Origin of the sequence: Streptomyces sp. NPDC091416, from assembly GCF_044756845.1 — a bacterium.
In the GTDB taxonomy this organism is placed as follows: domain Bacteria; phylum Actinomycetota; class Actinomycetes; order Streptomycetales; family Streptomycetaceae; genus Streptomyces.
Map to the genome: position 1 here is coordinate 21,355 of NZ_JBIVTU010000030.1, position 16,590 is coordinate 37,944.

Below are 16,590 nucleotides of genomic sequence, written 5' to 3' on the forward strand. Positions count from 1 at the left end.
ATAAGTGCTGCACATAGGCCATAGCCCACCCCCCCCCCCCCACAAACACCCGCTCACCTGTGACGAGGCTCAGCCTAGATGCCCCGGGCCGGAACCACGTCCGGTGTGGTCTTGGGCCGACCGACACGCCGGGGCGCCCGCGGACGGGACGTGACCTCAGGATGCGGGCGGGGGCACCAGCCTGGACACGGCAGTGTGCCCTGGGTGCGGGCGGAGATGCGGGCGCGGTCGATGCGTATCTGACCACGTTCGTGGGCATCGGCCGCGGCCAGCAGGTGCAGGTTGAGGTGGGCGAAGTCCTCGAAGTCGCCGAAAAGGATGGTCATCGGGTCAGCATGCCCGCTCCCGGGGCAGGGCAGGGGACGCTCCGCTTCTCGCCTCGCCTGCTGAGTGGCGCCACGATCAGACCTGATGATTTTCCAGGTTCCCCATCACCGCAGGCTAGCTATGTGACTTGCCGCAGGACTTCAGGCCGTGCCAGGCCCGATGTGTCCTCAGCGTTCCCAGGTAGCAGCGCGCCGCGATCCCTGGGCTCGGTTGCAATTCGTCGTCGGTGGCCGTTCGTTGAGCGGGCCAGCGTCCGGGGCGTGCAGCAGCTCGCGGCCGAGACCGCAACCGGCTGGCGGCGGGGATCACCGCGGGTGGCTGGCCCCTCTCACGACGACTCTGCCCCAAGCGGCCAGCCCAGGGTGGCAAGCCCAGCCGGCCCGGCGATGTGCACACGCTGCGTGTCGTCGGCGGTGTGCACGATGTTGGTGATCGGTGCCGCGGTGAGCAGGCAATGCATGAGGCGTCCTGTGAGGGGGTCCCACAGCCGCATGCCGGTGCCGTTGCCGGCGGCCAGCAGCCAGGACCCAGAGGGTTGGGGGAGTGCGGTCATCACAGCGGTGTACGGGGTGTCGATATCGATACGGCTCATCGGGCTCCACCCCTGCGGATCCCAGAATGCGATCGCATGGGGCGTGGCGATGGCCACCGCGACGCGGTCCCTGGACAGGGGGACGAGGCACAGGACAGTGATCATGTTGCGGTAGGGCAGCGTGCGTTCTTCGACGAGTTCGCCACTGGGCACGTCCCACACCAGTAGCCGGGAGCGCACCGTTGCCGCCACCAGGCAGCGGCCGGCGGGGGAGGGCAGCGCCAGCAGTGCGCTGACCCCCATCCCGTTGCCGGGTAGTGCTCTTTCCTGGCCGGTGACGTCCACGACAGTCACCCCGCGGCGGGGGGCGGCTACCACAAGAGCAGGTTGCCCATCCGGAAGTCGCACGACCACGCAGCGGGCCTGCTCGAACGAGCCGCTCACGAGCGGCCGGGCGACATTGCCTCCGGTGTTCCACAGATGGATGCCCGTCCTGTCGCCCACGGCTACGGAGGCTGAACCGTCCTGGTCGGGTACCGCTTCCAGGAAGGTCACCGGGGAGGAATGCTCGTAGAGGTCGAGACACTGCCCGGTGGCGGCGTCCAGGATCTCCACGTTGGAGCCAGTGGGGACGGCCAGCCGTTGCGGGCCCTTCGCGGACGGCAGTGCGGTCATCATGTGCGATGCCTGCAGGGCCCGCCACGGCCTGCGTGCCGGGCGGGGCCGTGAAGAGGGGGATGGGCTCGGGCCCCACTGCACCGCAGGCTGGGGGCCGTGCAGTTGGACGCCCTCGTCACCGGTGACGGCAACCTTCCAGGCCTTACCTGGGCTGGGTACGCCGGCGAACATCGCTCGCGGGTGCGCCGGGTATGTTCCCACATGCCGCGGCCGAGACCGGGATACATCCCAAACCTCGACGATGGCGTCATCCGTCACGACGCCTGCCACGCTGGCGCCGCCGGGAGCGGCCAACGCCACGATCCGCTGGCCCTGAACGGGCAACCGCCCCACCACCTCGCCTGCCTGGACAGAGTCGGTTGCGAAGAGTTCCCCCTGGCGGGGGGCGATCTGGAAGGGGTTGAACAGCCAGATTGGCTCGTCCCGGCCGTCGCGCAGCACGGCCAGCAGATCGCCTCCGGACGGCCCCCGTACGGCCGCCATGGACCGGACTGCGGAAAACGGCAGGTGTAGGGGCCGGATGTCGCCGGTCAGGGGGTTGAACAGCACCCATCCGGCGCGGTGCCGTTTGCACAGGTGGTAGCCCCGGCCCTGCGGGTCACGGATCCAGGTCAGCCGGTCCGGGAGGCGGAGATCGTCAGGCAGGCGGACCGACTGGACCACGTCCTCCGACGGCTTCCAGAGGGTCAGCTCGTCCCGCGCGCTGGCCACGACCATCGTCCATCGGTCGGCACCATCCTGTGCCACCACCACCGTGCGCACACTGGGCAGTTCCAGGTTCGCCAGCTGGCGGCCCGAAAGCGGATCGAACACTGCCGCGCTGCGGGGTCCGGCCGTCACCAGGAAGGGACGCCCGCTGGTCCCCTTCGCGACCGCCAGGCTATGGGCCACACCGGTGTTGATGTGGGTGAGCTGCTGGCCAGTCGTGCTGTCCCAGACGTCGATGCCGTAACGGGTGCTGGTGGCGAGCAGTTGGCGGCCGTCCACCGTCGCCAGCGAGCATAGGGCGTGCACCCGGCCCACGGGGGACGCCACCACGTTGGTGCGCGCCTGCCAGCGCCCCCACTGGGTGCGCAGCCGCAGGCCGAAGGAGCGAGCGGAAACCGGCGATGCCGGCAGCAGATCCTTGCCCTCCTCCACTTCCTCGGCGTGTGTTGTCAGATGGAAGGAGATGCTGCTGAAGCGGGACGGGGTATCCACCGACTCATCCAGGTAGGGCTCGATCAGCCCAGCCGATGTGAGCACCCGGCGCTGGGGGTCGCCCACCGGCAGTGGCAGGCCCAGGCGTCCGCGCAGCGACCCCGAGCTCTCCCAGACCGCCAGTTCCACCGGCATGATCGAATCGTCCAGCGTGCGGCCCAGGGCGGCGTGGGCCACCGTGTGGCGGCGCACATAGGGATGCGGTGGCAGGCGGCCGCCCTGCTCGGCCAGGCGGGCGCAGGCCTCGGCGATGGCACGGTGGACCTGCTCCACGGGCTGCGTGTCTGCCATCTCGGCAGCCCATGCCGCAGGAATGCCCGCAATGGGATCCACGGCCAGCAAGCCGGGCTCGGCCAGGAGTACCTCGGTCACCCGCTGGTGAGCGGGCCGGTAGGTGACCCGGCCGTCCTCCTCACCGGTGGTGAGATAGCCGACCAGGCGGCTGTGCCGCACCGTGCGGATCACCGCATCGACCTCGTCGGCGGGCGGAGCAGCCGAGCCGAGGACCGCGGCAGCCACCGCCGGCCACACCTCCGCCCACGGTAGCCCCGCGCCCTGGGCAAAGGCGGCGGCCCGCAGCACCCCCAACAGCAGCCGCAAGCTGATGTCCTGGTCCTCGGCTACCTGCCGCAGGTCGCTGCCGAACAACGCGGTCGTTCCGGCTAGCAAGCGATCGCGCCAGAGAGGATCGTGCACGTCCTGCCGGACGGATGCGGACCTGAGCTGGGCGGCGGCCAGCCGGGCGTCGAGGAACGACGGCTTCACCGCCTGCGCGACCACCGCCGCCACCTCGGCCGCCGCCGAGCCATGGTCGGCATACGGGCTGTCCTCGTTCGCCTGCAGCACCATCTCCACGTAGGCGGTGATGTCGTTGGCGGTCTGGGTAGCGTCCGTGCGCAGCAGGGCCAGCGGCACGCTGCTCTCGCCCATCCCCGCCTGCAGCTCGGTGTGCAGGAAGCCCAGCAGCTGGTCGGCCGCTGCATCCTGCAGCTTGCCGCCCTCGACGTCCTGGGCCGAACTTCGCATCCCCAGCACCAGCCGCACCACCGGGTCTCCGTCCGCGGCACGCAGCCGGGCTAGCGGGGCGATCACATCGGACAGGCACGCGGTGGGCTCCTGCGCCTCATCCAGTCCGTCGACGACGAGGGTCAGCGGCTCCAGCACATCGGCGCAGGCCGCGGCCACCCGGTCCAGCAGCGCCTGCAGGGGAGGGCCGCCCCCTGCGCCATCGGCGCCGAGGGCGGCCAGCAGGTCCTCGATTAATGCCAGGGATGACTTCCCCCGCGCCAGCACGGCCGCGTCCACCGCACCCTGCCGCGGCCGCATCGGTGCGGGAACCGTCTCTACCATGTCCGCGAATCGGGAGATAAAAAGCGGATCGCTCAGGGTGACCAGCCGGGCCAGCAGTGCCGACTTGCCCGAGCCGGCCGCTCCGGTCACCACCAGCACCCCCGCCCCGTCATGGACGAACTCCACCAGGGCCTGCATCAGCGTGTGACGCCCGCTGAAATACCAGCCCGGATCATTGTCATCGGTACGGCCCGAGGCCCGGGCCAGCCAGTACTGCTCCAGGGTGGATGCCGACAGCGACACTGGCTGCCGGGAGGCCTGCACCACCTGTTCCTTCGGCTGATAGTGCGGGTTGGGCAGGCACAGGCTCGGCTCGTCGCGGCGCGAATCCGGCCACACCCACAGTGCCCGCAGCAGGCCGGGGTTCTCATCCCCGACCGTGTTGAGGAGCTTCTCCCATTCCTCGAACGACAGATGTGGCGCGGTGAAGCCGGCCGACTCATCCCTGGCCTTGTCCAGCGCCAGCTTCAGCAGCAACGTGAACTCGCCCCGGTGTGGCTCCTGCTCGAAATCACCGCTGGTGATCACAGCTAGGGTCTTCAGGGCCCGCCGCTGCGCGCACAACTCCTCGAAGAGCATGCCTAGTTCGTTCTTGAGGCTGCCGGCGAAGCACGAGTCGACGAGCACCAGCACGTGCTCTGCCTCGCTGTCCATGACCTGCGTGATCAGCTCGCTGGTGGGAAACGCGGTGCCCAGCAGTCGGACGGGGGAGGTGTGACCGAAGGTCAGGTAATGGCGCCGAGACTGGCCCCGCAGGCCGTGCCCGGTGATGTAGACGACCAGCGCCTGGTCCCACTGCGCCTGCGCGAGTTCCTGCTCGGTCAAAAACAGCCGCAAATCCTCTGGCTGCGTCAGCTCCTTGGGCTGCGCGAGCACGAACCGCCGCCCCGCGTCCATCGCGGGATCGGCCAGCCAGCCGGTGATCGTCTCCACCTGCTGCTGGATCCCCGCGGTGAAGGCCTCATCCTCGGTGAAGTACTCGTCGACCGCAACGACCACAAGCCGCCGAGGCCACGGCGCCACCCCGTTCAACTACGCCCCCTCACGCACACGTTGCCCAGTACTCTAACCACCAGCCAGATACCAACCGCTACGCAGCTGCCGTCTACGGCCGGATAGGATCCCGGCAGCCACCAGCCCCGCACCTCGCGGGGAAGCAGGCCCGGGGGGAAAGATCAGCGTGCACATTGTCGGTATCCACGGCATCTGGCAGGGCAACACCAACGCCGTGAAACTCTCGGCCGACTGGGCTGGCGCCCTGACCAAGGGCCTGCGTACCCACCACGGGCCCGCCTGCCCCATCCCACCGCTCAAGGTGGCCTACTACGGCAACCTCTTCCGCACCCCGAGTAAACGCCTGGGCGCACAGGACGCCACCCCGCTCGTCGACGACACCGAGCCCTTCACCGACCAGGAAGAGGCATTCGTCCTCGACAGCCTCGCCCTGTACGCCCCACCCGCCCTCGATCCCGAACAGCTCGAGACCGAAACCCTCGGCCTGGGCATCCCCTACATCCCCCGCCCCATCGCCCAGGCCGTCGTCGCCGTCGACCACAAGATCGGCCGTGACATGGGTCGGCGCCTACTGGGCTTCGTCCGCCAGGTCTACCGCTACCTGCACCACGACATCGGTGAGCGCATCCGCGCTGAGGTCCGCACCGAACTGCACCGCCCTGGGCCTCGCCTGGTCATCGCGCACTCCCTGGGCAGCGTCATCGCCTTCGACATGCTCACCCGCGACGACACCGGCCCGGGCCCCGACGGCCTGACCACCCTCGTCACCTGCGGCTCCCCTCTGGCCTGGCCCACCATCTGTCATTCCCTGGGCCAGGACGCCGCCCTCCAACTGCCCGCCGGAATCGAATGGTTGAACCTTTACGCTGCCGGTGACATCGTCGCCCAGAGCGGACTGGCGGCCGTTGCTCCGGCCGTCCGCGACGAACCCGTGCGCAACGGCGTCACCGATCCTCACACTGCCCTGCGCTATCTCGAGAAGCAGCCGCTCGCCGACCTCATCGTCAAAAGCGGCGCCCCGTGAGCCAGCCGCACTCCGCAGCCCTCTACCCGGCATCGCGGCCAGACCACCAGGCGACCGCCACGTTCTTTCAGCAGTCGATCGCAGGGCCACTGCATGCAGGTTCTCCAGCCGTCGCGCCCATACGCTTGTGGGCCGATCCGGCGCCGACGCCCGGTTACGTAGATGCACTCGCCGGGCTTCACCTCTATGCCGTGGAAGAAGACCATCACCCGGGAGGCGTGTGATGGTCTGCGGGGGATTGTCACTTGCTGATCGTCGCATGGAGGATGTCAGTGGACTGACGAAAACCCATCCCACCTCATGAAGACCGTCATAGGGCCATAAAAACGGCAGTTACGTCCGACATGAGGCCCGGCGCGGCGCGGCACGTCACGTTTCCATGGTGGTGCGGTTGTTGATGTGCCGGATGGTGTCTGCGGCCGTACCACCGAGGACGGTGTGGTCGCGGTAGGCGGCGAGCAGAGGGAGGGAAGAGCGATCTCCCACGCGGGCGAGCAGACCCATCACGGTGGCGGTGCGGTCGTTGACTTGGGGATGCGGGAAGAGCGAGGTCAGGCGATCCGGAGCGCTCAGGCCATGGTGCAGAACTGTGCGGGCCTGGTCGGGGAAAGCGTCGATGATGCGGCCGAGCGCGCTCGTGCGGAGGTCCTGGGCGAACATGGCGGCGTACTGGAACTGCTGGTAGGGGTCAACGGCGGCGTCCAGGAGAGAAGTGGTGAGCTGCTCCCACAGTGGTGTGCAGCGCACATTTTGGTCATCTGTGCTGAGGCCGGGGCGGTGGAGCCAGAACAGGATCTGACCGTAGCAGCGCCATGCGTCGGCGCCTTGGTGGTCGTCCAGGATCGGTGGAGGGATAGCCAGGTGGGCGGCGCACCCTTCGATGCCGAGTAGGTGGCTGCTGATGGCATCGTGCATGAAGGGTCCATTGTCCAGGTGGGAGGCCCAGTACTGCAGCGCCGGCAGTGCGACCGGGTCCTTCGCGCGTACGAGCTCCTTGAGGACGACGTCCGTGAAGAGGCTGGCGTCGCCTTCACGTACCGCGAGGACTAGCAGTGCGCGGCGTGCGGCCGGCTCAAGGGCGTCGATCGCTTCGATGAACGGCGCGGCAATGACTTCCTCGAACTGGCTCTCCACGATCCTTTTGGCGCGGGCATGAGCGTCGGGCTGCTCAGGACTGGCAAGGAGAAGGGCGATTTCCTCGCCGATGGCGTCGACCGCATAGGGCGAGGTGAGCTGACCGTAGCCGTGCAAAGCATCGACGAGCATGGTGGAGACGAACACGTCATCGGTGTGCACGCCGTTCAGCAGCTCGATGACCTGGGCCTCGGTGGCTTCGTCCGAGGTGGCGCGGACGCTGTTGAGCAGGTCGAGGCCTGCGAACCTCAGATGGTTGGCGACGGTGGCCCAAGCGCGGCTGAACAGCGCTGGCGCAAGTGCAGCTGTTTCAGCATCGTCCGTCCCGCGCAGCAAGATACACAGCAGCATGGTCAGCCCGATGTCATCGGCTCCCAGAGAGGCGACCCATCTCTGAAGATCCGCTGCTCCTGCCGGCTGGTGGCGGGCGTGCCCTTCCCTCGGCCAGGCCAGCCTAGCCGCATGTGTGACCACAGCGGCAGGCAGTCGTGTACCGCCGGTAGACAGGATCGGTCCATTCAAAGACGCGCTGATCAGCCCCGCCACGCGAGAGCCTGTCGGGACCCACCCCGTGCCGCGCCGGAAAGCCTGGTCGGTCTCACGCATGAGTCGGGCCAAGGGCTCCAGCAGGCGCCCATCGCGGGCGGTCTCGCCGATGGCAGCGAACATCGCCTGCTCATATCCGCTCCAGCCGCGGCTCGGCTCACTGACATACCTCAAATCTGAGGTGCACGTGATCGTGCTGACAGCCATCGACTCGACAGCCGTCTCCAGGCAGCGCCGGGCCTCTGCCAAAGCCACCTCGTCGGCCACCGCCCCCAATCGCCCGCGCAGCGTCTCGACGAGCACATCCTTGTCGGACAGTCCCTGCAGTAGGCCACGCACCATGTCCGGGTCGCTGTGCAGCGGAACGGCCCAGACAGCCAGCTCGCGGCGATGCGGCTGCCGCAGCTCACTGGCCAGCTCCGTGCCGCCTGTACAGGACCACACGAGGGACTCGGCGGCGAGCAGCTGGGCGTTCCACTCATGCGGGAACTCGACCCGCTGATGCCGGACCTGCACCACAGGCGACCTCAACGCCTCGTCCACTACGCCCACGGAGGCACCGAGCGCAATCAGTAGCTGGGCGGCGCTGCGCTGTGCTTCCGCCATCGGCAACCATCCCGTCAGCCGCTCGTCCATCAGCATGGCCCAGTGATGCAGCACCTGCCGCAGAGCCGTCGGCTGCGACGCCTGCTGCAGCTGCTCACCTATGTAGGCGTCCAGGAGGGCGGCTCGGCCCGCATTTGCCGGCAGACGCTGTGTCAGCTGCGCTGCCAGGGACAGCTCAAAAACAGTGCTGAACGCCTCGCACTCGCCCTCGACGCTCCTTTCGTCCTCGGGACGTACCCCGTAGGACCGCAAGAGCGCTTCACGCTGCTGCGGGTCCGGATCGACCGTCCTTAGCCGTGCACCACTGATCGCCACGGTCAGGTGTATGAATTCGTGGCTGCTGGACACCACCGTTGCCTCAGTGCGGAGACACCACGAACTGACCTGCTGCATCAGCCGATCCTGAGACCGAACGGGACATTCGTTGATCGCATCCACAAGCAAGACGACTGGAAGCCTCTCCAACCGGGCGGCCCGTACCAGGGAGTCCGCCGTCTGCAGGGTGAACGCAGCCACACTCTCGTCGAGGCTGTCCTCCAACCTCCCTCCGTATACGCCCGCTCGCAACAGGATGGGCAGCCAGCCGGCCTGCGCCAGCCCTAGGGCGGCGTGGGCCAGGGTATGACTCTTGCCCGTTCCCGAGCTGCCTGCCACCTGGACATGACGCCCGGGACGCAGCCAGGCCGCCAACTCCGTCGACGACAACCTTTCTGACCCGTCTTCGTCCTCCAGCGTCAGCGCCACCAGCTCATGCAAACCCTCGCTCAAATACGAGCCGAGGTGGGCCAGGTAGTCCTCCAGCACTCGTCCGCCCGTTGCACCGCTGATTTCGGACTGCGCCTCCCGGCCAGGCAACGGCCGGCAGAACACACGCATCGTTTCCTCGCCGAAGAACCGCCGCACTAGGTCCGGCAACGCGAACAGCATGTCGGACAACTGCTGCCGACCCCACAGCTCGATCACCAGATCCCGATGCTGCTCGCGTAGCCGCGTCAGCTCCAGGTCGACCTTCGTATCCCGCACATCCGCCGTGGTGACGATCACCAGACGCCGTGCACCGAAGGGTCGGCTTCCACTGGCATACGCAAGCACAGCTCTGCGGAGATCGGAGGCGGCGAACTTCTCATACCTCTTGGCCTGGTACACTGCGGCGGGCTGCGAAGAGAAGAACGCCACCACGTCGACGCCGTCCTGGGCCTGGCCGCCGCGTCCGAAGGGCCGGGCCTCCAGAGCATGGTCGGCCTGGACCGCCAACGCCACCACGAGGTGCTCCAGAGCCTCCCAAGACAGGTCATGAGTACGAAGCAACAAAGGCGCCGTGACCGTCAAGGGCGACAGCCCCAGCAGTGTCTTAGCCTGGTCCACGCCGCCTGACCCGAGGGCGGCATCGTCGCCGCCACCGACACTGATCCCCCTCGGCACTACTCTCCCCACAGGATCCATGGAAGGTTCCCCTCTGCGGCCTCCCACCAGTGCTCTCGGCGGATTGCGAAGATGTTCCGCGAAACGCCGTCAGGCTACTCAACTTACTGCTCCCGCCCCGCAAATGCGCTGGAGTCTGCTGCGATGCCCCGACCGCAGCGGGCTGGCTGCTGAGTACGCCGACCGCACGCCACGCTCACGCTCGTGCTCAGATGCCGGTGGAACAGGGGCAGCCAAGGAGGGGTGCTGTCAGTGCTGTACGCCATCATCGGCGCATGACTGCTGCCTCCTCGCTGAAAGCGAGGGCTACTTCAGCTGTTGAGCCGCCACGCACGGGGGCGCTGATTCTTCCGGAGCCGCTCGTCGGTCTGTGCCGCGCAGATCAGTACGAGCGTCAGAAGAAGTTCTGGCAGGAGCTCACGCAGCAGTGGCGTGCTGAGGTCGCCGCTTCGCTGGAACAGGTACGCGCGAAGATCGACAAGCAGAACGCTGTCAACCGGGAGCTCCGGGACAACATCCTCACTGACATGCAGGCTGCCCCTGATCCACGCGAGCTGTCGGTGGCCAACGTCATGGTGCTGAAGAACCAGTATGCGGACACGGTGGATGCCACGCGCGTAGGCGTACGGGATGCAACCGACAGAAGATGGCGCTGCACTGTGGAACCGGGACACGGATCGTGGATGGCTCCGCCGAAGGACCGCAGCCGCACTGACCGGCCCAGCATGTGCCGAAAGTGCTCTGGCGCGGCGCCGCGGCCAGGAGAGCGACCCGCCCTCGAGCGATCTGTGGCCGCCATTTCCGCGCTGGCCGCTGAGCTCCACCCCGACTCTGGTGTGCCAGAGGAGCTCAGCTACGGCAGCAACAAGCCGGTGACCTGGTGGCATCAGGTTCCTGCCGTTCGGCCTGGAACCGGAGAATGGTATTGGGCGACCCATATTTGGAAGCAGCCCCCCAAGAGCCGCACCGGCCTGCGGATCAGGAACGGGAAAGCGGCGGGGATCAACGGCTGCCCGGTCTGCAATTCTGACCAAGCCGACGCCTCCAACAGCCTGGCTGCGTGGTATCCGGAGCTCGCGGAGCAATGGGTGCGTGGCCCGGCGGGCAGGAACGCGCACAACACCCCCGTCGGGTCCAAGATGGAGGTGACGTGGCGCTGTATGTCCTCACAAGGGGTGCATGGGGACTGGCCGGCGCCGCCCAACCGCCGCACCGCGAAGGCGCTGCGGTCCGGCTGTCTGAAGTGCAGCAAGAACGTCTCCGCCAAGGCGGTGGCGCTTTACCACGAGCTGCGTACCCACCTGCCCGCCTTGGAGCTCGAGGCGCCGATTCCACTCGACCCAGCGCCCGGCAAGCGGTACCGCGGCGTGCGGGTCGACATGTGGGAAGAGGCATTGCAATTCGTTGTGGAGTTCGACGGCTGGAAGACCCACGGCCCTGAGGCCTGGCGCGACCGCGCAGCCGACGACCGCCTGAAGACCGAGCGTCTGGCCGCCGCCGGCCAGACGGTGATCCGGGTCCGCGAAGACCTTGACCCGGTTGGACCTCACGATGTCGTTGTCGGCTCAGGCTGGAGCGCGTGGAAGGTAGCCGCCGCAGTCCTGCTGCGCGTTCACCAGCTTGGCCTGCACCCCCTGCCCGGCCTCGCCAGCTACCTGGAGAATGGCACGGAGACAGCGGCGGCCGATATGGAGAAGGCTCTGCTAGGGATGCCATACCGCCCCCGCCAGTTTCCCAAGGCCTCGAAAGTGCCCGCAGAACCACGGCAACTGAAGGCCACCGAGCCACCTGCGGACAGCTGGCTGACACCGATAGGCCCCCCATACGCCAATCCGAAGAAGCGAGCCGGATCATTGCGGGACTACCAGTGCAGGTGCAAGACGGTCGTCACCGGGCTTCCGCAGGCCGAGGTTACTCGCGGGAACACCAAGAGTTGCGGATGCCGGCAAGATGCGTCCCGTGCGGTCCCGCGAGGCCGGGTAGATCGGGCGTTGACCAACGCGGCTCGCCAATGGGCGCGGAAGGCGGGAATCGAGGTCAGGGAAAATGGCCCCTTGGACGCTCGAGTCCTGGCTTCCTACCAGCTCCACGCTGTCGGCATGGAGAGTTTCCTCGGCGACGACAGCCTCATTCCCGAGGGCGCCGTACGTGGATGGGCCGATGATAAAGAGATCGCACTCGGCGCACGCGGACGTCTGCCCCGGCACACCTGGCTCGGCTACGCGGCTTCTGTACTGGCCCAGCTCGCGAAGGCTCCGGACGAGGACGCGTAGGACATGGCGGACGCCCCGAATCAACCGTTGCTTCAGTTGCGGTAGCCACGCTTAAGTCTGCCTCGTGCCGACAATCTCCTTCTTCGAAGACGTCGATGCGGCATAGGGTCCGTCACCAACAGCACATGGGATCGGGCACCCGCCCGCCTCCTCAGGGTGCCAGACGCGTAAGCCAGTCGGCGAGGGGCGTTCGGACATTCGGAACAAGCAATGGCGTGTGCAGTCGCCCCACTTGGGCTGCTTTTCGATGTCAGGCGTGTCCGGGAGGCAAGGGCGAGCTCGGGGCGGTGGGGTGGGTGTTGATCCAGGAGAGGTCGCCGAGGTCGAGTTGGTGGCGGGCGCGGGCGCGGGCGCGGGTGACGGCGACGTAGGCGAGGCGGGCGTCGGTGTCGTTGACGGGTGCCGGAACGGGGCGCCCTTGGGCGTCGTGTTGGTCGGTGTCCTTGGGCGGAGGGAAGTCGTCGGTGATTCGGATGGTGGGCCATTCGCGGCTTTTGGCGGTGTGGGCCGTGGAGACGGTCACGCCGGCCTGCTGTTCGTCGGTGAGCTGGTCGACGGCGGCGAGGATGGCGTTGGGGCCGTGGGTGTCGATGAGGTCGACCAAGGGTTGGACGTCGCGGCCAGCGGGGTCGTGTGCGGCGTAGTTCTGTAGTTCGCCCCAGGAGTTGAAGAGGACGAGTTCGGGGTGTGAGGTGCGGCAGCCGCCTTTGAGGTCGCGGGCGGCGAGGGCCAGTGCGGCCAACTGCTGCTTTCCCCGCGTGAGGGCGACACGGTGGCCGGCCGACAGCAGTCGCATGACGTTGGCCATGGCGCCGCTGTTGGTGCGGCACAGCACTGCGTCCGGCCGGTTGAGGCTGAGCACGCCTCGCTTCGCTGTCCGCACCAACCGCATTCCTCCCGGCACCGAGCCCTTCCAGTCATGGGACCGGCTCCCCTAACAGCCCGTAGACGGCGAGTAGAGCCGCCACGCCAGCCCGGTCCCGTCTCCCGCCAAAGCCCTGGCCAGAATGAGCTGAGCGGCCATGGACGTCGGTTCTGTGTTCGGCGGCATAGGCCGGGTGGCGGCCGGGATAGGCCGGTCCGTGTGGGAGGCGATGACCGCGCCGGCCACGGGCACAGAGTGAGGATGCCCGGTTCGAGATCGGCAGGCTCGCGGAGAAGATCGAAGACGAGGTACCGGAGGAACTGCGTGACCGGGGCGTGGGGTCTGGTCCTGGAGGCGCTGTACAAGGTCCCCGAGAGATTGAGCAGTTGGTGGACGAGGGGTCGCAGTGGCACCTCACCTTCGAGGACGTCATCGAAGGCAGCTGATAGCCGTTCTCACCAGATCCGGGGCACGGAGCATCGCCATGCGGGAGCAGGCAGCGGCTGGCGAGCCCGAGGGGCGGTGCCGGCTGTCTCACCCGCACACGACGATGGAGGTCAGCATCCGCCTCTGGCCCTTCGGAGCTCTGCGGCAGCCTGCTTCAGCTGCATGATGAGCCCCTCTGCGTTCATGAGCTGACTGGCTCCGTCCTGCAACGCCCGTGCGGTGTCGGCCGTCCCGCGCAAGCTGTCTGCCGCAGAGTGCAGCATGGACGCACTGTCCTGCAGGTGCCCCAGATCACGGGCGACCCTCCACAGCAAGGGAGCGGTGTCCTGCAGATGTCCCAGGCCATCGGAAGCGGACCGCAGCCACGACGCCGTATCGGGATCGATTCCGAACCCGTGAATCCGCGGATCACGAAGCTCCTCCACCAGGACTTGCAGCGTCGCGGCAGCCTCAGGAGCGATCCGCGCGAGCTCCTCCAAAGCCACGCGAGTCTCGTCCTGGAACGAGGCAAACGACTCCGACACAAGCTCCCGCAGCCGCTCTTCCGTCAGCCCCCGCAGCTCCAACAGCGGAGCCATCCCCTCACTCTCCCGCTGTTCCTTCCACGTTTCCAGCAGTTCCACCGCGTACTGCTCGCTGCCGTGGCCGTCTACCCGGACATGATGGACTTTGCACAGCAGCAGCAGATTCGAGAACGCGTTCTTCTCGTCCAGCGAGAACTCCGGGTCGAACCGCTTACCACCCGAGCTGACCGCCCGGATGTGCGCGATCTCCAGGTTGAGGATGTGCTCCCCGTCGACGAACCTGGTGACCGGCTCTTCACATCCAGGCCAGTAGCAAAAGCCACGGCACAGCGACATCAACGCCGCATGCGTCCCCGACGTGTACTTTCGGGCCTCGCCCATGAAATCCCCCTCCGAGACCGCAGGGCCATTCCCCGCGGCATGGCCGTCCTGAACCAGCCCTCCGGCGGCCAGTCCCTGTGAGCCGCAGTCGAAGAGCCATCGCCGTCCCACTAACCACCCCCGCTCGCGTCAGCTCACATCTCGCGTTTGCCAGTTAGGCGGGAGCTTGGGCAGCCCGATGAGAGCATCAATGCCGAGGTGCTCCAGGAGCAGCGCCTTGAGATGACGGCCGTCGATGAGCTCGACCCGGTTGCGTGGAGCGAAGTCCCAGCTAGCTCTGCCGAACCATGCAGTGGTGACCACGATGCCTTTCGACGCGCCCTTGTCGTTCACAACTCCCGCTACCGACCGCACCGTCTCGGCGGACACGACGTTCTTGGTGCGTTTGGCCTGGATGATGCACAGCCCACCGATGAGCGGCTCCTCGTTGACTGCGACCGCGTCGATGCCGTCGTCCCGCGATGCCTGAGTCACCCACGACTTCAGCCCGATTTTCTCGAACAGCCGCCGGATCAAGTGCTCGAAATCGATCGGGTCCATCGCGACAAGGTCGGGCCTGCTGTCGAGGCCGGCGACAACATCCCGCTCCGGGGCGATCTTGTACCGGGACAGATCGAAAGTGACGACAGGCCTTACCGGCTCAAGGTCATACGGGTGCTGGGAGACGATCGCGTTGAGATGATGCAGGCTGGCGACCGGATCGAGCTCGGGTTCGTCCAGGACCAGCTCCGCGAAGCTCTTCCGGCTGACCCGCACGCTGACCAGACACGGCTCGATCGCCTTCCCAGTGGCCCTGTCCTTGGCACGCACCTTCCCGTTGAACGCGACCCCGTCCACCAGCGCCGGCGGAGTCACAGCGAAAGCCTCATCGATGGCCCGCAGAGCGAGCCGCGCCACCAGATCCCGGTACAGAGTCCTGCACTCGGCCTCCTTCCGCGGCTGCGGAACCACCGCCGGGGGAGCGGACGCCTTGAACCGGTACTGCGTGACCGAAGGAACCACCGCTTGCCCCGGCAGCTCGACCTCTACCACCAGCTCCCTCGACTCCGGGGCGAACGCCACCCGCCGCGCCCCACCGAGCCCCTGCGCATAGTCGACAGATCCGAGCGCCTCCTCCACACCGACCGCGAACCCCTCAAGATCACCCTGGCCGAAGGATCGCTCCGCCTCCAACCGCAGCTGGTGCAACCCAGCAGGACGTGAACGCAGAACCGAGGCAAGAACGCTCAGCCGCTCCTCCACTTCGGCCGTCCGCGCAGCGGCTTCCCGCCGCATCCCCTCGACGGCCTCCTGCTTCGCACGCCGATCGGCTGCGGCCTGCTCGCGTGCCTCGGCACGCCGCTTCTGCTCCAACTCCTTCGCCCGTGCCGCATCCCGCTTCTCAAGATCACGCACGATCTGCTCAGCCCTGCGCGAGTCGGCACTCTGCTGCGCCTGCTTCTCCTTCTGGACACGGGACCACGCCTGCCCCGCCTCACGCTCCCTGCGGGCGTTCTCCCTGGCCCACTCGGCCGCATCGCGCTCCGCCGCCCGGGCCTGACGCGCCACCTCCGCCTCAGCCCGCTTGGCAGCGGCAGCTTTCGCCTTCTGACGCTGCTGGTACACCTGCAACACCTGCGCCGCCAACGACTTCCTGCGCGCCATTCACCGGCCCCCCACTCCACGTCAAAGCACAAGAACTGCCCACACGCGAAGCCCGGCAACCCCTGGACCGGCTCCATGGCCTGACTCATGCGCAACATGACGGCTTTCCGTGTAGCGGACCTGCTGTCCGCGCTGCGAGTGAGCCGGATCGGTCGTACCCCTGCCGTAGGGCGCACGCAGCGAACTGGTCCCGGCACAGTCGGCGAAACACTCGCACCAAGGGCCGCAGCGTCACCCAGGAGGAACCCATCCACGAGTTGTGCCGCAACGGCATCGTGCACGGCAGCATCCCCAACTGCGACAGCATCGCCGTGGCGACCAAGGCCTTCAACCGAACCGGCTCCTGGCAGCCGCCGACTGGGCCGTCGCGCGCGAGAAGGAGCAGCTAGAGCGTCAGCGCCGAGTTGCGATGGGTGAGGGAGAACGCCCAGGGCCCCTCCACCTACCGAGCCGATGCCGGGGCAGTGGCGTCAGGTTCGCCTCCGCCCTGCACGACAGTTGCCCGCGGGGCCATTCCGGCCGCAGCTGTGAGAGTGCGGGATGTGGCGTTCCGCCGGTCTTGTCATCGCTCGATGGTGTGACGTTGGGGCATCGTCGCCGGTCAGGCGTTCGGGGTTCGCTTG

7 protein-coding genes and 1 pseudogene are annotated in these 16,590 nt (G+C 67.5%); 2 read left to right on the forward strand and 6 right to left on the reverse strand.

The features are described from left to right. Positions 1 to 74: 74 nt before the first annotated feature. Together ACIQMX_RS40960 and ACIQMX_RS40965 are read right to left on the reverse strand one after the other, a co-directional pair. Positions 75 to 326 (reverse strand): hypothetical protein, encoded by a 252-nt coding sequence (locus ACIQMX_RS40960; RefSeq protein ID WP_402486413.1) that lies wholly within the window; start codon positions 324 to 326, stop codon positions 75 to 77. Positions 327 to 655: 329 nt separating this feature from the next. Further along, entirely contained in the window at positions 656 to 5,110 is a 4,455-nt protein-coding gene (locus tag ACIQMX_RS40965; RefSeq protein ID WP_402486430.1) for an AAA family ATPase, read from the reverse strand. Between the two features lie 157 nt (positions 5,111 to 5,267). Here ACIQMX_RS40965 and ACIQMX_RS40970 point away from each other — a divergent pair, with 157 nt between their 5' ends. Next, positions 5,268 to 6,125 (forward strand): hypothetical protein, encoded by an 858-nt coding sequence (locus ACIQMX_RS40970; protein ID WP_402486415.1) that lies wholly within the window; start codon positions 5,268 to 5,270, stop codon positions 6,123 to 6,125. A gap of 369 nt (positions 6,126 to 6,494) precedes the next feature. Here ACIQMX_RS40970 and ACIQMX_RS40975 read toward each other — a convergent pair whose 3' ends face one another. Further along, positions 6,495 to 9,776, reverse strand: a complete 3,282-nt coding sequence (locus ACIQMX_RS40975; RefSeq protein WP_402486418.1) for a hypothetical protein — start codon at positions 9,774 to 9,776, stop codon at positions 6,495 to 6,497. Between the two features lie 332 nt (positions 9,777 to 10,108). Between ACIQMX_RS40975 and ACIQMX_RS40980 the strand changes: the two genes are divergently transcribed. After that, entirely contained in the window at positions 10,109 to 12,106 is a 1,998-nt protein-coding gene (locus ACIQMX_RS40980) for a hypothetical protein (protein ID WP_402486421.1), read from the forward strand. A gap of 250 nt (positions 12,107 to 12,356) precedes the next feature. Here ACIQMX_RS40980 and ACIQMX_RS40985 read toward each other — a convergent pair. From ACIQMX_RS40985 to ACIQMX_RS40995, 3 genes and pseudogenes are all read right to left on the reverse strand, one after another. Further along, a pseudogene (locus ACIQMX_RS40985) lies at positions 12,357 to 12,959 on the reverse strand (DNA helicase); the annotation flags it as partial. 569 nt (positions 12,960 to 13,528) lie between these two features. Further along, positions 13,529 to 14,323: a hypothetical protein gene (locus tag ACIQMX_RS40990; RefSeq protein WP_402486424.1), complete on the reverse strand. Its 795-nt coding sequence runs from the start codon at positions 14,321 to 14,323 to the stop codon at positions 13,529 to 13,531. 129 nt (positions 14,324 to 14,452) lie between these two features. Then, on the reverse strand, positions 14,453 to 15,967 hold the full coding sequence (locus ACIQMX_RS40995; RefSeq protein ID WP_402486427.1) for a restriction endonuclease: 1,515 nt from the start codon (positions 15,965 to 15,967) through the stop codon (positions 14,453 to 14,455). Positions 15,968 to 16,590: the final 623 nt, after the last annotated feature.